General features: G+C 73.9%; 14 protein-coding genes and 6 pseudogenes. 8 read left to right on the top strand and 12 right to left on the bottom strand.

What is annotated here, in order from left to right:
• Positions 1 to 3: 3 nt before the first annotated feature.
• From pucD to UG55_RS10595, 3 genes are read right to left on the bottom strand one after another with little or no spacing between them, the layout of a single operon-like run.
• A complete protein-coding gene (gene pucD / locus UG55_RS10605) occupies positions 4 to 2337 on the bottom strand; it encodes a xanthine dehydrogenase subunit D (protein ID WP_066066505.1) in 2334 nt (777 codons plus the stop codon).
• Entirely contained in the window at positions 2334 to 2939 is a 606-nt protein-coding gene (locus UG55_RS10600; protein WP_066066502.1) for a (2Fe-2S)-binding protein, read from the bottom strand. Before UG55_RS10600 ends, pucD begins: the two co-directional genes overlap by 4 nt.
• The gene (locus UG55_RS10595) at positions 2936 to 3829 is read right to left on the bottom strand and encodes a xanthine dehydrogenase family protein subunit M (protein WP_066066498.1); all 894 of its coding nucleotides are present in this window, start codon (positions 3827 to 3829) and stop codon (positions 2936 to 2938) included. Before UG55_RS10595 ends, UG55_RS10600 begins: the two co-directional genes overlap by 4 nt.
• Before the next feature lie 158 nt (positions 3830 to 3987).
• On the opposite strand from UG55_RS10595, the gene UG55_RS10590 reads away from it, so the two are divergent.
• Together UG55_RS10590 and UG55_RS10585 are read left to right on the top strand one after the other, a co-directional pair.
• On the top strand, positions 3988 to 5238 hold the full coding sequence (locus tag UG55_RS10590; RefSeq protein WP_242424134.1) for an aromatic ring-hydroxylating dioxygenase subunit alpha: 1251 nt from the start codon (positions 3988 to 3990) through the stop codon (positions 5236 to 5238).
• A complete protein-coding gene (locus tag UG55_RS10585; protein WP_242424133.1) occupies positions 5201 to 6487 on the top strand; it encodes an ATP-binding protein in 1287 nt (428 codons plus the stop codon). The genes UG55_RS10590 and UG55_RS10585 overlap by 38 nt, the downstream gene beginning before the upstream one ends.
• A 76-nt stretch (positions 6488 to 6563) precedes the next feature.
• Here the strand turns inward: UG55_RS10585 and UG55_RS35185 are convergent.
• The 8 genes and pseudogenes from UG55_RS35185 to UG55_RS10560 all read right to left on the bottom strand — a co-directional run.
• Positions 6564 to 7181, bottom strand: a pseudogene (locus tag UG55_RS35185) (adenine deaminase C-terminal domain-containing protein); the annotation flags it as partial.
• Between the two features lies 1 nt (position 7182).
• On the bottom strand, positions 7183 to 7541 hold a 359-nt coding region (locus tag UG55_RS35180), incomplete at its 3' end, for an amidohydrolase family protein (protein WP_242424137.1).
• Between the two features lie 1388 nt (positions 7542 to 8929).
• Positions 8930 to 9378, bottom strand: a pseudogene (locus tag UG55_RS35175) (ABC transporter permease); the annotation flags it as partial.
• A 1-nt stretch (position 9379) separates the two neighbouring features.
• Positions 9380 to 9904: pseudogene (locus UG55_RS35170) on the bottom strand (hypothetical protein); the annotation flags it as partial.
• A complete protein-coding gene (locus tag UG55_RS10570) occupies positions 9901 to 10869 on the bottom strand; it encodes an ABC transporter permease (protein ID WP_396230866.1) in 969 nt (322 codons plus the stop codon). The pseudogene UG55_RS35170 and the gene UG55_RS10570, both read right to left, overlap by 4 nt.
• An 85-nt stretch (positions 10870 to 10954) precedes the next feature.
• A pseudogene (locus tag UG55_RS35165) lies at positions 10955 to 11298 on the bottom strand (ABC transporter ATP-binding protein); the annotation flags it as partial.
• Between the two features lies 1 nt (position 11299).
• On the bottom strand, positions 11300 to 11818 hold a 519-nt coding region (locus tag UG55_RS35160), incomplete at its 3' end, for an ABC transporter ATP-binding protein (protein ID WP_242424131.1).
• A 2-nt stretch (positions 11819 to 11820) separates the two neighbouring features.
• Complete coding sequence (locus tag UG55_RS10560; RefSeq protein WP_066066491.1) at positions 11821 to 12906, bottom strand: ABC transporter substrate-binding protein; 1086 nt, start codon at positions 12904 to 12906, stop codon at positions 11821 to 11823.
• Between the two features lie 358 nt (positions 12907 to 13264).
• Here UG55_RS10560 and UG55_RS10555 point away from each other — a divergent pair, with 358 nt between their 5' ends.
• The 6 genes and pseudogenes from UG55_RS10555 to UG55_RS10540 all read left to right on the top strand — a co-directional run bounded on the left by UG55_RS10555 (position 13265) and on the right by UG55_RS10540 (position 16127).
• Entirely contained in the window at positions 13265 to 13567 is a 303-nt protein-coding gene (locus tag UG55_RS10555; RefSeq protein ID WP_066066565.1) for an urease subunit gamma, read from the top strand.
• A complete protein-coding gene (locus UG55_RS10550) occupies positions 13564 to 13923 on the top strand; it encodes an urease subunit beta (RefSeq protein ID WP_066066488.1) in 360 nt (119 codons plus the stop codon). The genes UG55_RS10555 and UG55_RS10550 overlap by 4 nt, the downstream gene beginning before the upstream one ends.
• Positions 13920 to 14176, top strand: a pseudogene (gene ureC, locus UG55_RS35155) (urease subunit alpha); the annotation flags it as partial. The gene UG55_RS10550 and the pseudogene ureC (UG55_RS35155), both read left to right, overlap by 4 nt.
• A 1-nt stretch (position 14177) precedes the next feature.
• Positions 14178 to 14402: pseudogene (gene ureC, locus UG55_RS35150) on the top strand (urease subunit alpha); the annotation flags it as partial.
• A 1-nt stretch (position 14403) separates the two neighbouring features.
• A partial coding sequence (locus UG55_RS10545; RefSeq protein ID WP_242424130.1) for an urease subunit alpha occupies positions 14404 to 15647 on the top strand: 1244 nt, incomplete at its 5' end.
• A 135-nt stretch (positions 15648 to 15782) separates the two neighbouring features.
• Positions 15783 to 16127: a cell division protein SepF gene (locus UG55_RS10540; protein ID WP_066066482.1), complete on the top strand. Its 345-nt coding sequence runs from the start codon at positions 15783 to 15785 to the stop codon at positions 16125 to 16127.
• On the opposite strand, the gene UG55_RS10535 is transcribed toward UG55_RS10540, so the two are convergent.
• On the bottom strand, positions 16108 to 16995 hold the full coding sequence (locus tag UG55_RS10535) for a phytanoyl-CoA dioxygenase family protein (RefSeq protein WP_083986649.1): 888 nt from the start codon (positions 16993 to 16995) through the stop codon (positions 16108 to 16110). The genes UG55_RS10540 and UG55_RS10535 overlap by 20 nt on opposite strands.
• Between the last annotated feature and the right edge of the window lie 147 nt (positions 16996 to 17142).

Raw genomic sequence — 17142 nt, 5'->3', positions numbered from 1 at the left:
CGCTCAACCGCCCAGGCCGACATCGCCCAGGCCGACATCGAGCAGGTCGACCGGACGCACCGGGACCCGGTGCAGGTCCCGCCCGGTCGCGTCGCGGATGGCCGCGACGATCGCCGCGGTCACCGTGCAGGTCGGGGCCTCACCCACCCCCTTCGCCCCGTAGGGGGCGTCCGGGTGCGGATAGGTGAGCGCGGTGAAGTCCAGCGCCGGCACGTCCGCGGCGGTCGGGAGGAGGTAGTCATGCAGGGTCGGATTGGTCACCACACCCCCCACGGTGACCAGTTCCTCCATGACCGCCAGACCCAGCCCCTGGGCGGTGCCGCCCTCCACCTGCCCCCGCAGCGACAGCGGATTGATCACCGTGCCGCAGTCCTGGGCCAGTGCCAGCGAGACGACCCGGACCAGGCCGAGATCGAGATCGACGTCGACAACGGCCCGGTGGGCCGTGGCGGCGAAGGCCACATGCGGATCCCCCTGGCCGTGTTCGTCCAGCGCGGTCGTGCGCCGGTGGCGGAAGGTGTACTCGGCCTCCACCGGGCCGGCGGCGAGCGCCTCCGCCAGGGAGATCCTGGTCCCCGTCTCGGCACCGACGATCTCGCCCCCCTCGATCACCAGCGCCCGCCGCGGCGACTCGACCACCTCGGCCGGCAGGCCCAGCGCGCGCGCCACCCGAGCCAGCAGCCGGTCGACCACCGCCGCGCAGGCACCGCGCACCGCCCCGCCGCTCATCCAGGTCTGCCGCGAGGCACTCGTCGAACCGGCACTGCCGACCAGGGTGTCCGCCGGCGCCAGCTCGATCCGCTCCACGCCGAGCTCGGTGCGCGCGATCTGCCCGGCGATCGTGACGAAGCCCTGACCGACCTCGGAGCAGGCGCTGTGCACGACCGCGTACGGCTCCCCGGCCCCGGCCCCGCCGCTGCCGCTGCCGAGGGCGAGTCGGACCCGCGCTGTGGAGGAGTCGTCCATCCCCTCGGAGAACAGCAGGTTCTTGTACCCGAGGGCGAACCCGACCCCGCGCCGGACGCGACCGAGATCCGCGGCGACGGCCTGCCCTCCCGGGCGCGCGGTGTCCGGGGAGTCGGCGGTCAGCGCGGGCGGCAGCGGGCGGGCGGCCACGACCTCGATCGCCTCCCGCGCGGGCAGCGGCGGGTCCAGGATCTGCCCGGTGGGCAGGACGTCCCCGGGCCGCAGCGCGTTGCGGACCCGCAGCGCCACCCGGTCCATCCCCAGGCGGTCGGCGAGCCGGTCCATCTGGGCTTCGTGACCGATCACGACCTGCGGCACACCGAACCCGCGCATCGCCCCGCAGGGCGGATTGTTCGTCCGGACGACCAGGCCGTCCAGGCGGGCGTTGGGTACCCGGTAGGGCCCAGCGGCGTGGGTGACCGCGTTGGTGAGCACCGCGGGGGACGAGGAGGCGTAGGCACCGCCGTCCATCAGCACCCGCGCCGCAACGCTGACCAGGTCGCCCTCCGGGGTCGCGGTGTGGCGGAACCACATCCGGGCCGGGTGGCGGTGCGGGTGGCCGAGGAACGACTCGACCCGGTCATAGGCGATGCGGACCGGCGCGCCGGTGGCGAGCGCCAGCAACGCTCCGTGGATCTGCAGCGTCACATCCTCGCGCCCGCCGAACGCCCCGCCGACCCCGGCGAGCTCCAGCCTGACCAGCGCCTCGGGCAGGCCCAGGCAGGCGGCGATCTGCTCGCGGTCCGAGTGCAGCCACTGGGTGGCCACCCACATCCGCAGCCCGCCGTCACCCGCGGGGACGGCGAGCGCCGCCTCCGGGGCCAGGAACGCCTGGTCCTGCATGCCGACGACGTAGCTGTCCTCGACGGCGACGGGCCCCGCGGCGGCCGGGTCGCCGTGCCGCAGGGTGATCTCCCGGAACACGTTGCCGGCCGGATGGAGTGGCTCGGCCTCCGGCGCGGCGGACCGCTCCGGGTCGACGATCGGCTCGAGCGGCTCGTACTCGACCTCGATGGCGGCCAGGGCACGCCGCGCGACCGCCGCGTCGACCGCCGCCACGGCCGCTACCGGCTCGCCGGCGTAACGGACCTCGGTGGCCGCGAAGACGGGCTGGTCGGCGGTGATCAGTCCGTAGGTCGCCACCCCGGGGACGTCCGCCGCGGTGACGACGGCGGCGACGCCGGGCAGGCGCCGGGCGGCAGCGGTGTCGACCCGCCTGATCCGGGCCCGCGGGTGCGGGGAGCGCAGCGTCCGCGCGTGCAGCATGCCGGGCATGCTCAGGTCACCGGCATAGGCGAAGGCCCCGCTGACCTTCGCGGGCCCGTCGGGACGAAGCTCGCGGGCCCCGACGCCCCGGCGACGCGCGGTCACGCCGGGCCGCCTCGGCGGCGAGCCCGGCCAGCACCGTCAGCCCGGCCAGCACCGTCAGCCCGGCCAGCACCGTCAGCCCGGCCCGCCCGATCGGCACGTCCGGCCAGGCCCGTCTGAACCTCCCGTACCGCCGCGAGGATCCGGCCGTAGCCGGTGCACCGGCAGATGTTGCCCGCCAGCGCCTCGCGGATCTCGTCCTCGCCGGCCGACGGGCGGCGGCTGAGCAGATCGGTGACGGCCACGACCAGGCCCGGCGTGCAGAACCCGCACTGGACCGCGCCGTGGTCGAGGAACGCGGCCGAGATCTCGGCCGCCGGCCCGCCGGTGCCGAGCCCCGCGACCGTCACCACCCGGGCGTCGGCCGCGTCGGCGGCGAGGACCGTGCAGGCCAGGACCAGGCGGTCGTCCAGCAGGATCGAGCAGGCTCCGCACCTGCCCTGCTCGCAGGCATCCTTCACCGAGGTCACACCGAGCCGCTCCCGCAGGACGGTCAGCAGCGACTCCGCCAGCCGCGCGCCGGCCACGACCTGCCGGGCACCGTCGACGTTCAGGTGGTAGGTGAGCCCGTCGGCGTCGGCCGCGGGCTCGCCGCCGGCACTCACCCGGACCTGCCCGCTCCGGGGACGGCTCCCAGGCACCGGGCGAATGCCCGCGCCGCGAGGACGCCACCCGCGTGGACGCGGTACTCGGCTGGATGGCGCGGGTCCTCCGGCAGCGGCGGTGCCCCGCGCAGCGCCTCCGCCACCAGTTGGCCGAAGCGGCGCGCCACCGCCGCCGGGGCGGTTCCCGTCACCCAGTCCACCTCGTCGCGGACACCGCGCTCGGCGGTCGCCACCCGCCAGGGCCCGGTGGCGACCCCGCCCACCGCGCAGCAGACCCGCTCGCGCACCCGGTCGACGAGCAGCGCGCAGGACACAACGGCCGGAAACGCGGCCTGCCGGCCGCCGATCTTCAGATATGTCTGCGGGCCGCTCGGTCGGGCCATCCGCACCGCCGTCACCAGTTCGCCGGGGTCGGGCCCGGTCCGCAGGTAGTCGGCGATTCCGGTGGAGCGGTTCCCGCCCGCGGTGGCGAGCAGCACCTCCGCGTCCGCGGCCGAGAGGAAGGTGAGCAGGTCACCGCGCGGATTGGCGGAGCCGAGTGCGCCGCCGACCGTCCCGCAGTTGCGGATCTGGGCCGAGCCGACGGTACGGGACGTCGCGGCCAGCCCCGGCGCGAGCGACCAGCCCTCGAGATCGGCGTAGGTGACACCGGCCCCGACGGTGAGCGTGTCCGCGCTGGCCCCGCGCACGCGCAGTTCCAGCACCCGGCGCAGGGCGACGATCGCCGCCGGCCCGCGGACGGCGGCGCGCAGCGCGGGGACGAGATCCGTCCCGCCGGCGAGCAGCCGCACCTGCCGGCCCGCGGACGCCTCGGCGGCCAGCGAGGCCACGGCCTCGCCGACGGTCCCGGGCCGGTGCAGCACGGTCGACCCACCGCCGAGCGTCGTCATGGCGCCGACAATAACGGTGGCAGGTTACGTCGATGTTCGACCGACTGCCACCGTCCGAAGTCCTCGCCGGACGTGCGCGGCCTTGTCGGGGCACTCCCAGCTGCGACGTGTTACGACGTGGATGTGCTCCGGAAACAGAGAATCGATTCGGTGGTGCGATGACGACCGGTCGCCTGACGAACCTCCACCCGGCGCTGCGGCACGGCTGGCACCCGGTGGCCCGCTCCACCGAGGTCACCACCGACCCCGTCGCCGTGCGGCTGCTCGGCGAGGCCTGGGTCCTGGCCCGGCTCGACGGCCGGGTCACCGCGTTCGCCGACCGGTGCCCGCACCGCCTGGCTCCGCTGTCCGCCGGGCGGGTGGAACACGGCGAACTCGTCTGTGCCTACCACGGCTGGCGTTTCGCGGCGTCCGGGCGGTGCACCGCGGTACCCGCGCTCGGGCCGGGCGTGCCCGCGCCCCGGCGGGCCCGGGCCGCCGCGCCCTGGGGTGTCACCGAACGACACGGCCTGGTCTGGCTGGCACCGGCGGAGCCGGTCGCGGACATCATCGACCTGCCCGAGGCGGACGAACCGGGGTTCGACAGCGCCTGGTTGCCCACCTCGCGGACGACCGCCTGCGCGGGCCTGCTCGCCGACAACTTCCTCGACACCGCGCACCTCCCGTTCGTCCACGCCGGCACGATCGGTGCCGGGGAGGGCACCGTCGTCGCCCCCTACCGGGTCGAGGCCGAGGGCGCGGGCTTCCTGTTCCGGATGGAGCAGGACGTGGCGAACCCGGAGGACCCGGGGGTGGCGGCGGGGCTGCGGCCACTCGTCCAGCGCCGCGTGTCGACGTACGTCTACCAGCCACCGTTCATGCTGCGGCTGCGGCTGGAGTATCCGGCGGCGGCCATCACCAACACGATCCTGTTCTGCCTGCAGCCGGAGGACCTGGACGCGACCGGCGTCCACACCCTGATCGTGCGCGACGACCTCGGCGGCGACCCCGCCCGGCTGGCGGAGGCCGTCCACTTCGAGCAGACGGTGCTGGAGGAGGACCTGGCACTGCAGGAACGCTTCACCGTCAACGGCCTGCCGCTGATCCCCGGGGGCGGCGCGGAGCCCGAGGAGGTGAGCATCCGCGCGGACGCGGCCGGTGTGGCGCTGCGCCGGGCCCTCACGGCCCTGGTGGCCCGCGCCGCACCCGCACCCGCCCTCGCACCGGCACCCGCCCTCGCATCCGCACCCGCGGCTGGTGCACGGTCGGCGGGTCAGCGGATATCCGACACCGAACCGGCTTCGGCCGGGTCCGCGTCGGACCTACCATGTGATCGGTACGCGGCACCGGGCGACCTGGCCACGGCGCGGGAGGCCCGGAAGGTGGTGCCTGGTGCGGAACAGCGCCGAGCTGGCGGCGGAGCCCGATGACACGCTCCCCCGCACCGACCTGCCGCTCGGCCCACCGACGATGGCAGCGGCCGCACCGGCCAGGCCGGTGCCGGCACCGGCCACGGCAGTCGCGGCACCGGCAGCGCCGACCGCCCCGGTGAACCCCGACTTCGCCGCCCGCCGCACCTCCGCTGGCTGGCGCGACCTCGACCCGCGGGAGTTCGACCGGCTGCGCCGCCTGGTCGGCGCGGCCGGCGGCCGGGGGGACAGCGCGCTCGCGGCCATGTCGGACGAGCAGATCGCCCGCTCCCTGGGGCTGGTCGTCACCGAGGGCGGCCGCACGCACGTCCTCGCGGGCGCGGTGCTGCTTTTCGGCCGACCCGACGCCCTCCGGCGGCACGTGCCCAACCACGAGGCCGCCCTCCAGATCATCGGGCCGGAGACCGGCGAACCCGGTGCCAAAGTGAACGACTTCTTCCGCTGGCCGCTGCTGCGTCTCACCGAGGAGCTGCTCGCCCGCTTCCGTGCCCGCAACCCGGAGCGCGAGGTCCGCTACGAGCTGGTGCGCGCGGGCGTGCCCCGCTACGCCGAGCAGGCGTTCCGCGAACTGCTCGCCAACGCCTTCGTCCACCGCGACTACTCCGCGGCCGGAGCGGTGCATGTGCAGTGGACCCGCACCGGCATCGAGATCTCCAGCCCCGGTGGCTGCCCGGCCCCCGGGAGCGGCGACGCCCTGGGGCTGGCCGCCCGGCCACCCCGGCCGCGCAGCCCGCTGCTGGCGGACGCGTTCCGCCGGGCGGGCATCACCGACCGCACCGGGCGGGGGATCCGCCGGGCCTGCGCCGCCCAGCTCCGCGGCGGCCTGCGGCCACCGGATCATGGCCGGTCGACGTCCGACTGCGTGATCGCCGTGCTGCCGAGCATCCCCCCGGATCTCGCGTTCGCGCTGTTCGCGCTCGGCCGGGCCTGCGCCGGCGCTCCGCTCGACCTGCCCGAACTGCTCGTCCTCACCGCCGCGACCCGCGATGGCGTACTGCGGACCAGCGACGTCGCCGCGCTGCTCGACACCGACAAGGACCACGCCCGCCGGCACCTGACGGACATGGTCGGCCGCGGGCTGATGGAGATCGGCGGGCTGGGCGGCACCCGGGTCTGGTCACCGTCGAGCGAGGTCCGGCGCGCGCTGCGCGAGGCCGGCACCCAGCTCTCGGCCCGGCCCGGCCGGCCCGGGCTCCGGCCGGCTCCCGCCGGTCACCCGCGGGCCGCGGGCCGCGCGTCCGAAGCCTGACCGGCCCAGACCGGCCCGGACCGGCCCGGACCGGATCGCCCCGGATCGGAACGCCCCGGATCGGAACGCAGCCCGGTCAGGGCCGGACGTACAGTTCCCGGCCGAGCTGGGAGAGCGTGCGCAACGGCGAGGCGAGGCGGCAGCCGAGGTCCCGGGCCGTGGTGTCCACCGCCGCGAGCTGGCCGAGCACCGCCTCCCAGGGAGCGTCGCTCATCAGGCCGGCCACCGGCAGCGGGCAGGCGGCCAGCACCCAGCCGCGTTCCACCACGACGAATCCACCGCCCATGCCCTCCAGCGCCCGGGCCGCGGTGAGCATGTCCGCGTCGCCCGCCCCGACGATCACCATGTCGCCGGGCGCCGCCACGGCGGTCGCGCCGAGCGCGCCTCGGGTAAGCCCGATTCCGCGGACCATGCCGACGCGCACCCGGTCCGCGCGGCCCGACCGGTCGAGCACCGCCGTCTTGAGTAGATCCCGGGACGGGTCGGCGACGACGACGCCGTCACGCAGGGTCGGTTCGAGCCGGACGACGCCCACCCGCGGGACGCCCTGGTCCGCCCCGGGGAAGCCGGCGCCCGCGGCGGACTCGGGATCTCCCGGAACGCGGACGTCGACGGCGGTGAGTCGGGTGTCCCGCCGGCTGCCCCAGTGCATGCACGGCGAGGTGAAGGACCCCGTGTAGAGGCCGACGGGCAGNCGCACGGACGACTGCGCCCACTGCGGGGCCGGGTCGAAGTTGTCGAACAGGGCACGGCCGCGTTCCGCGGCGATCCGGCCGCCGGCGATCACCACGTCGGGCGGGACCCGCGCGGTCAGGTCCCGCACGATCTGCAGGTCGGCGAGGCGGGCTGGCGCGATCAGGCCGAGCACGTGGTCGAGACCGAACGCGCGCGCCGGAGTGAGGGTGGCGGCCCGGACCGCGGACGCCACGCCGGCACCCGCCCGGATCTCCTCCCGGACGAGGTCGTCGAGATGGGTGAACGCGAACGCGCCCCCGATCGAGTGCGGCGGCGCCTCGGTGCCCGGGTGCACACCACGCAACCGCGGGCCGGGCATGTCCGGAGCCAGCACGTCCGGCGGCAGCACGCTCGGGGCCAGCGACTCCGCGCCCAACAGGTCCGCGCCCAGCAGGTCCGGGGCCAGCAGATCTGACGCCAGCAGATCCGGAGGCAGCAGGTTCGGGGCCAGGGCGTCCGGAACCAGCGTGTTCGAGACCGGCAGGTCCGGCGCGGGGAGGTGGGTGCCCGGGAGGAAGGCCGCGGAGCCGCCGGCCGCCGGGCCGGCCTGGCGCGGCACGACCTGCGAGATCGTCACCCCGGCGGCGCCGGCGGCGTTCTCCGCACCGGGCCACGCCTGCGCGGGGTCGCCGTCACCGCCCTCGACCGGCCCGCGGGGCAGCACCCGGATGGGCGTGTCGGTCCGCAGCACCAGCGTGCGCCCTCGCGGGCCGTACAGCCGTTCCAGTTGCGCCGGGTCGGTCAGCACCGTGACCGTGCCCCGGGGGACGACGAGCCGGGCGAGCTCGCCCGGTGGAAGCAGAGTGCGCTCGACCGAGGTGCGGGCGTCCACATACGCCGGCAGCACGAACCGGCCGGCCGCGTCGAGGCTGCGGCGCGCCCGCTCCGCGCCCGGCCGGGTGATCGCCGCGATGTAGCGGCCCGCGATGAGGATGTCACGCCGCAGCAGCTCACCGGTCTGCACGACCAGCACGACGCCACCGCGGATGGCGAAGTCGGCCTCCGTCCGCCCCATCGCGATGGAGCGCAGCCGCTCGATCTCCGCCGGGGTCGGGGCGAGAGGTTCGCCGAGCCCGGCCGGGGCGGAGGTGCGGGGCAGGCGCGCGCCACCCGCCGAACCGGAGCGCCCGTCCCGCGGCTGCGGGCGGCGGCGGGCCGGTACGGCCGGCGCCGCCGTCACGGCCGGCGCGACCAGCGGCGGCAGCCCGCGCAGCGGACCGGCGGCGGGGCGGTCGCGCCCCACCGGGGGAACCCCCGAGGCGACCTGCGGCGCACCCGCGGGCGGAACCGGCGAGGAGGGTGCCGGGACTACCGACGCCACCTGCCCCGGAGGGGCGCCGGTGGGGGCCCCGCTGGAGTAGAAGGCGTCGACCGTCGGGTCGACGTCCCGCTCAGCGGCCATGACCGTCCTCCGGAGCTCACCGGTCGACCCCGCCGACCACCCGTCACAAATCCACGCGCTGCATCTTCGCCCTGACAGGTCGACGCTGACCACGCCAGCACGCGACCAGGCAGGCACGTTCTGACGCATTGCTCTACCACCGCATTCTCGTACGAGACCGGCGGCACGCGTGGTCAGGTGTCGGAAAGCAAGCAGTGCCAGGTACGCCACATCACGCAAGGTGACGAAAAACCGGGGTAATGCATGCTTCACGGCGACCGACGGTGGCCCGCCACCCGGATCCGCTCGACAACGGGCGGCACCACTCAACCCCGCCGGGACGGCTCGGGGCCGTAGCGGGCGAGGACGACCGCCTCCACGAACCCGACGACCGCGTAGACAGCCACGCTGGCTACGGTGATCACAACGGTGGCGGCCCACACACCGCCGTAGTCGAAGGTCTGCTGCGCCCGCTGCATGAGATAGCCGAGGCCCTTGCCCGTCGCCAGCCACTCCGCGAGCAGCGCCCCGATGACCGCGCCCGGCACGGAGATCCGGGCCGAGACGAACAGCGCGGGCAGCGCGCTGGGGAGGGCCACCTTGCGCAGCACCGTGAGCGGGCCACCCCCGTGGGCGAGGACGAGGTCGGTGGACGCGGCCGGTGCCGAGCGCAGCCCGAAGACCAGGTTGACCAGCGACGGGAAGAACACGACGATGCCCGCGAGCACCGAGACGGCCAGCAGTCCGCGGCCGAAGACGAGCGTGAGCAGCGGGGNCATCGCGACCAGCGGCACCGAGCGCAGCATCATCGCCACCGGCATCAGCGCCTGCTCGACCGAGCGGCTGAGCACGAACGCGATCGCGACCCCGAGCGCGGCGATCGTTCCGGCGACATAGCCGACGGCGGCGTCGCCGAGGGTGTGCCACAGCCCGTCCAGGATGACGTCGCGGTGCTCCGCCGCGGCCGGTTCGGTGAACAGGTACCGCCAGACCGCCTGTGGGTCCTTGGCCACCAGCGGGTTGAGGTCGAAGACCTCGATGAAGGCGTACCAGAGACCGACGATCACCGCGGTGGAGGCGACCACCGACACCAGTGTCCGCCCGACCCGGACGAGGACCGCGCCCGCCACCGGATGTCCGCCGCCGAACCGGCCGGGCACGGTGGACGCGGCCGCGGCGCCGGCGGGACTGGTGGCGTCGGCGGACCTGGTGGCGTCGGCGGGGCCTGCGGCGTTGGTGCCGGCCGAGGCGTTGGTGCCGGCGGGGCCATCGGTGGCGGCGGTGGTCGTGGCGGCGCTCATCGGGCTCCTCCGGGGTTGCCGCGGGGCGCCCATGGCACGAGCAGCCGCGCCAGCAGGGCCGTCACGGCGTAGCCGAGCCCGGCGACGGCCGAGGCGACGATCGCCAGCGCCCAGGTTCGCGGGACCTCCAGGGCCTGCTGCGAGTGGACCATCGCGATGCCGAGGCCACGGTCGGCGCCGAGGAACTCGCCGACGATCGCGCCGAGGACCGCGGCCGGGGCCGCGATCTGCAGCGCCGCGAACGTGCTCGGCAGCGCGGCCCGCAGGCGGACGTACCGCATCTGGTGCCGGATGCCGCCCCCGCAGGCCCGGACTACATCCAGACTGGCCTGGTCGGGTGCCCGCAGGCCGAGCAGGGCGCCGACCAGCGTGGTGAAGAAGACCGAGATGCCGGCCAGGGCCTTCTGGGGGGTGCTGCCGTCGAAGACGGTGGTCAGGATCGGGCCGATCGCGATGACCGGCAGGCAGTAGGAGGCGACTCCGATCTGGAGCAACACCCGCTCGACGACGGGCACGCCGAAGAGAAGGACGGCGAGCCCGATCGCCAGACCGTTGCCGACCGCCCACCCCTGAGCGGCGATCGCCACCGTCGCCCGCGCCGAGCGCCACATGAGCACGCGGTCCACCCACAGCGCGCGGACCACCTCCCACGGGGTCGGGACGACCCCGCCACGGTCGAGCAGGGTGACGGCGAGCAGCCACCACACGGCGACCAGGCCGGCGACGCCGACGGTGCCGCCGACCCAGGAGGACCGCGACGACCCCCGGCGGCCGGCGCCCGCGGCGGCGGATCCGCCGGTCCGGCCCGCGACGGACCCCGCGGCAGTCCTCCCACCCACGCCGCCTGTGCCCTCGCCGGTGCCGTTGCCCTTTCCGGGCACCGCGCCGCCGGCTGAACCGGAGCCGCGGTCGAGGCCGGCGTCGAGGCCGGCGTCGGCGTCGGCATCCCCGCCCGGCACCGACATCGACACCCACGAGGCGGGTGACGACGCCGACGCGGCGGTCAGCACCAGATCGGGGACATCGGTGCGGGCCTGCGGAACCTCCTGGTCAGCCATCTCGCCGCCCACCACCGGCCGGAACCGACTCGGCGGGGCCGGCACCCGCGAAGAGCACGGTCGAAAGCAGGTCGTGCAGCTCGTGGAAACGCGCGGTACGCAGCATCTCCGGGACGCGCGGCCGCGGCAGGTCGATGGTGACCCGCGCGGCGATCCGGCCCGGGCGGGCGCTCATGACCGCGACGGTGTCGGAGAGGATCACCGCTTCGGGGATCGAGTGGGTCACCAGGATCGTGGTCGTGGCGCGTTCGCTCCAGATCCGCAGCAGCTCGAAGTTCAGCCGCTGGCGGGTCATGTCGTCCAGGGCACCGAACGGCTCGTCCAGCAGCAGCACCTNCGGCTCGACGACGAGGGCGCGCGCGATCGCCACCCGCTGGCGCATCCCGCCGGACAGCTGCGCGGGCCGGGCCCGCTCGAATCCGGTCAGGCCGACGAGTGCGATCAGGTCCTTGATGACCTTCCGATCGGTCCGCAGGCCGCTGATCTCCAGCGGCAACCGGATGTTCGCCTCGACCGACCGCCAGGGCAACAGCGCCGCGTCCTGGAACGCGATGCCCAGGTGATGCGCGCGGCGGGCCACCGCGGGCGCCTCGCCGTGCACGAGCACCCGGCCCGCCGTGGGTGCCTCCAGGTCGGCGAGGATCCGCAGCACGGTGGACTTGCCGCAGCCCGAAGGCCCGATCAGCGTCAGGAACGAGCCCTCGGCGGTCGAGAGGTTCACGTCGTCGAGGGCGACGACCTGGCCCCGGCCCATGCGGAACTCCTTGCGGAGTCCGGCCACGCTGACGCCCGTCCCGTCGACGAGCTCCGGCGTGACCGGGTCGGGTTCGAGGCCCGGGAGGGGCGTGGCCGGCATCGTCACACCAGGTCCGGCTTCGCTTCGTAGAGCTCGTTGAGGATGGACAGGTCGAACAGCTCCTCCGCGGTGATGGCGACGCCGGCGATCCCGAGGGTCCTGATGTTCTCCTCGATCAGCTCGTCGGTGATCGTGAACAGGCCGTTGGCCCTGGTGTCCTCGGTGAGGATCAGCTTGTTCTGGTCCGTGCTCTCAAGCACCTGCTCGGCCTCGTCCAGACCGAGGTCCTTGCCGTAGACCGTCGCGGCGAGGTGCGCACCGAGCGCGGGGTCGGCCAGTGAGTCCTTCCAGCCCCGGCTGTCGGCCGTCAGCACAGCCTTGATCTTGTCGCGCTCCTTCTCGATCGACTCGGTTCGGACCATATAGGTCTCGGAGACCAGCGGATAGTTGTGGTCGGCCAGCATGAACGTGGCCACCTCGAAGCCTTTGACCCGCAGCAGGTTCGGCTCGTTCGTGACGAAGGAGAACCAGCCGTCCACAGTTCCCGTGGTCAGCGGGAGCGGGTCGAACTCGACCGGAACCTTCTCGATGGACGACGGGTCGAGGTCATTCGCCTTGAGAAACGTCGACCACACGCTCTCGTTGGTGGCCTGCACACCGATCTTCTTGCCGATCATCTCCTCGGGGCCATTGATCGGGGTGGCCGCCATCGAGACGATCGCGAACGGGTTCTTCTGGTACTGCGCACCGATGATCTTTATGGGCGCGCCGTTGAGGATGGCGTTGGCGGTGATGTCCGGCGAGGAGATTCCGATGAACGCCTTCCCGGTCGCCACATCGGTGTCCTGGGGTGTCGCCGACGGCCCGCCCGCCATCAGGTTGACCTTGGAGAAACCGGCCTCTCGGTAGTAACCACGCTGGTCAGCGATGTACGCGCCGGCGAACTCGACGTTCTTGATCCAGGACAGCCGCATATTCAGGGTGCCGAAGCCGCTCTCGCCATCCTCATTGTCGTCGCCACACGCGGCCAGCAGACCGCCGCCGCCGAGAGCCAGCAGGGCCGCTCCGGCCGTGACTCCCGCACCCGAACGCAGAAAACCGCGCCGGTCGAGACCCGTGGTAATACCTGTCGCCACGCTAACCCCCATCAAACGCGCCCCATGGCCCTCGCTCGCGGTGCCGTTCCCATCGGCCTGCCCGGGCGGCCCCACGGACGCTAGGAAGAACCGGTGTCGGACTTATCGCGGCGAGGTGAATTGCCAGTAACCAGTGGCTGGTGATCAGCACCGCCGGGCCATCCGGTAATGAGCCGACTCCGGTCCGGACAGGGTAAACACGCAAGATCGGCCGCGTATTCACCATGACCACGGGAGGAAACANGGAGGAAAGATTCCATGCCGGTCGGGCATGTGGATCGCCGCCCGCGCGGGCACCTTCGCGGGGCACGCCCCGGCCGCGGTGTCGCACGGTCGGGACCCGCCCGCGGTGCGTGTAGGCTCCGCGGTCGTGCTGCTGAGCCCGCATGAACAGGAACGCCTGCTCATCCACGTGGCCGCCGGCCTGGCCCGCGAACGCCGCGGGCGGGGGCTGCGCCTCAACCACCCCGAGGCCACGGCCCTGATCACCTCCTTCCTCCTGGAGGGCGCGCGGGACGGCCGCACGGTCGCCGACCTCATGTCCGCCGGGCGCGAGGTACTCACCCGTGACGACGTGATGGAGGGGGTGCCGGAGATGCTGGTGGAGATCCAGGTCGAGGCGACTTTCCCGGACGGCACGAAGCTCGTCACCGTCCACCAGCCGATCCCGTGATCCCCGGGGAGATCGTCACCGCCGACGAGGCGGTCCGGCTGAACCCGGGCCGACCGGTCCGCACCCTCGTCGTCCGCAACACCGGCGACCGGCCCGTCCAGGTCGGGTCGCACTACCACTTCGCGGCCGCGAACCCCGCCCTCGACTTCGACCGCGACGCGGCCTGGGGCTACCGGCTCGCCGTCCCGGCGGGCACGGCGGTGCGCTTCGAACCGGGAGCCGAGCGCGAGGTCGAGCTGGTCGAACTGGCCGGCGCCCGTGTCGTACCCGGCCTGCGCCCCGAGTGGGCCGGCCCGCTCGCCGCGGGGCGACCCACCGGGAACCGTTCCCCCGCAACCGGAGAGGGCCGCGCATGACCGAGTTGACGCGTTCCCGGTACGCGACCCTGTTCGGCCCGACGGTGGGCGACCGAGTGCGGCTCGCGGACACCGACCTGTTCATCGAGGTGACCGAGGATCTCAGCCGTGGCCCCGGCCAGGCGGCCACCGGCGACGAGGCGGTCTTCGGCGGCGGCAAGGTCATCCGCGAGTCGATGGGCCAGGCCCGCACCACCAGAGCCGACGGCGCGCCCGACCTCGTGATCACCGGGGCGGTGGTCCTCGACCACTGNGGAGTCGTGAAGGCGGATGTCGGCATCCGCGACGGGCGGATCGTCGCCCTCGGCAAGGCCGGCAACCCCGACATCATGGACGGCGTCCACCCGGACCTGGTGATCGGCCCCAGCACGGAGATCATCGCCGGGAACGGGAAGATTCTCACCGCGGGCGCGGTCGACACGCACGTGCACTTCATCTGCCCACAGCAGGTCCCCGAGGCCCTCGGGTCCGGCATCACCNCCCTCATCGGCGGCGGCACCGGCCCCGCGGAGGGCACGAAGGCGACCACGGTCACCGCCTCGCCGTGGAACCTGCACCGGATGATGTCGTCGATGGACGGCCTGCCGGTCAACGTCGCCCTGCTCGGCAAGGGCAACACCGTCAGCGAAGAGGCGATGTGGGAGCAGCTACGGGCCGGTGCCGCCGGCTTCAAGCTGCACGAGGACTGGGGCACCACACCGGCGGCCATCGACGCCTGCCTGCGGGTCGCCGACGCCGCCGGGGTGCAGGTCGCGCTGCACTCCGACACGCTCAACGAGGCCGGGTTCGTCGAGGACACCCTCGCCGCCATCGCCGGCCGTGCCATCCACGCCTACCACACCGAGGGCGCCGGCGGCGGGCACGCTCCGGACATCATCACCGTCGCCTCCCACGGCAACGTGCTCCCCTCGTCGACGAACCCGACCAGGCCGCACACGGTCAACACCCTCGACGAGCACCTCGACATGCTGATGGTCTGCCACCACCTGAACCCCACGGTGCCCGAGGACCTCGCGTTCGCCGAGAGCCGCATCCGCCCGTCCACGATCGCCGCCGAGGACGTCCTGCACGACCTGGGCGCCATCTCGATGATCGGTTCGGACTCGCAGGCCATGGGCCGGATCGGCGAGGTCGTGATCCGAACCTGGCAGACGGCCCACGTCATGAAGCGCCGCCGCGGGTCGCTGCCCGGCGACGGCGCGGCCGACAACAACCGCGCCCGCCGGTACGTGGCCAAGTACACGATCTGCCCGGCCGTGGCGCACGGCCTGGACGCCGAGATCGGTTCGGTCGAGGCTGGCAAGCTGGCTGACCTGGTGCTCTACGAGCCCGCCTTCTTCGGGGTGCGGCCGTCACTTGTCATCAAGGGCGGCTTCATCGCCTGGGCGGCGATGGGCGACGCCAACGCCTCCATCCCCACCCCGCAGCCGGTGCTGCCCCGGCCCATGTTCGGCGCGGCCCCCGGGCCCGCCGCCGCCGGATCGATGATGTTCGTCGCGCCCGCGGCGCTGGAGGACGGCCTCGACACGCGGCTGGGCCTGGCCAAGCCGATGGTCGCCACCGCGGACGTCCGCCGGCGGGGCAAGGCGGACCTGCCGGAGAACAGCGCGACCCCCGACATCCGAGTCGAACCCGACACCTTCACCGTGCGCATCGACGGCGAGGTGGTCGAACCCGACCCGGCGACCGAACTCCCGATGGCCCAGCGGTACTTCCTGTTCTGACCGAGCCACCCGACCGGGCGGCGATCCGTCTCCTCTCGTAGTGGTCCCGGGCCGGCGTGTCGCGGTCCGGACCCGCGTTCTGTCGGAAATCATGGGTCCTGCCCCGCCATGGCCCGGCTCACGAGAGGCACCCCGATGGACGCGACCACGCCCCGAAAAGCCCGGGCTCGGGCCACCGTGCCGACCGTCGCACCGACCACCTACGACGATTTCCGCCAGCCGGTCGACCGGCTGTGCGACGGCATCCCCATGCTGGTCGACTTCGATCACGGTGGTGAGCAGCTGGAGCGCAGGTTCCTGGACTTCGCCGCCGGCGCGGTCTACGCGTTGTCCGGGCACATCGAGCGGATCGCCCCGCACGCCTACCTGCTGGTGCCCTCGGGCGTGGACCTGCCCCCCGAGGACGTCCACCACCTGCGCGAGCGGCACCTGGCCCGCCGGCACAGCCCGGCGCCGGGCATCAGCGTGCGGCGTTTTTGAGGAACTGCGGCCGGTAGGCCGACTCGGCCCCGGCGAAGAACGACCCCCGCACATGGCGGCGCAGCCCGGCGTCGTCGGTGGCCCGCGCCGCCGAATGCCAGAGGTAACCGTCGTGCAGCAGGATGTCCCCCCGCTCGGCGTAGAGGGCGATCTCCCCCGGCACCTTCTCGAACCTGAGCGGCATCTCGACCGGTGGTGGCGTCTCGGTGTATCCCCCGGTCGGACGGGCGTCGTCCGGGACGGCCACCCCGTTGATGTTGCGGTACGGCGCGGGTGTGGCCCACTGGTGGCTGCCGGGCACCACCCGCAGGAAGCCGTTGGCGGGGCTCGTCCCGTCGATGTGGATCGTGATCGCGAGTCCGGGCCAGACGTCCAGGCTCGGCATCGCCTGCCAGTCGGAGTGCCAGCCGATGCGGGTGTAGCCGGACTCCCGGCCCGGGCGGGCGTCCTGGTAGACGAGCCCGGACTTGTCCGAGCCGCTGAGCCAGATGCGCGCGCCGATCAGCCGGCGCACGACTACGGTGAGGTCCGGATGCTCCACGGTCAGTCGCACGGACGGCGCGAGTTCCTCGATGTGCTCCACATAGTTGACGAAACGCTCGGCCTTCGCCGCGTCGTCGAGGTACTGGGTGGACCCGTACCGGGCCGGCAGGTCGCCAGTGAGCACGCCCGTCTGGGCGGTCTGGCACTCCCGCTCCAGGCGGGCGACGGCCGCCTCGCCCAGCAGACCACGGAGGATCACGAAGCCGTGCTGCCGATAGAACGCCTCGATCTCGTCGAGGCCCGGGCCCGCGGCGGAACCGGAACCAAGCTCACCGAGCCGGAAGGCCCCGGCCTCGACGAACTGCGTGAGTACGGACGATCCCATCCACTGCCTCCAGCGTCACCCGGCTCTCCACACAATAGGTACGCGGTGTTACAGGCAACCTCACGGACGTGGCGGATCACGGCTCGTCACCGGTCAGGCCGCCGCCGCCCGGAGTGCGGCCCGGCCAGGCCCGCGCGGCCGGAAGGG

The organism is Frankia sp. EI5c, from assembly GCF_001636565.1.
In the GTDB taxonomy this organism is placed as follows: domain Bacteria; phylum Actinomycetota; class Actinomycetes; order Frankiales; family Frankiaceae; genus Parafrankia.
Note: the sequence above shows the minus strand (reverse complement) of the source record. Positions and strands in the feature narration are given on the sequence as shown.

What these genes read in the sequence shown, in the direction of transcription:
- UG55_RS10560 (WP_066066491.1), bottom strand. Translation starts at nt 12,906, where the DNA reads ATGGGGGTTAGCGTGGCGACAGGTATTACCACGGGTCTCGACCGGCGC.
- UG55_RS10570 (WP_396230866.1), bottom strand. Translation starts at nt 10,869, where the DNA reads ATGTCGGTGCCGGGCGGGGATGCCGACGCCGACGCCGGCCTCGACGCC.
- UG55_RS10595 (WP_066066498.1), bottom strand. Translation starts at nt 3,829, where the DNA reads ATGACGACGCTCGGCGGTGGGTCGACCGTGCTGCACCGGCCCGGGACC.
- UG55_RS10590 (WP_242424134.1), top strand. Translation starts at nt 3,988, where the DNA reads ATGACGACCGGTCGCCTGACGAACCTCCACCCGGCGCTGCGGCACGGC.
- UG55_RS10540 (WP_066066482.1), top strand. Translation starts at nt 15,783, where the DNA reads ATGGACGCGACCACGCCCCGAAAAGCCCGGGCTCGGGCCACCGTGCCG.
- UG55_RS10535 (WP_083986649.1), bottom strand. Translation starts at nt 16,995, where the DNA reads ATGGGATCGTCCGTACTCACGCAGTTCGTCGAGGCCGGGGCCTTCCGG.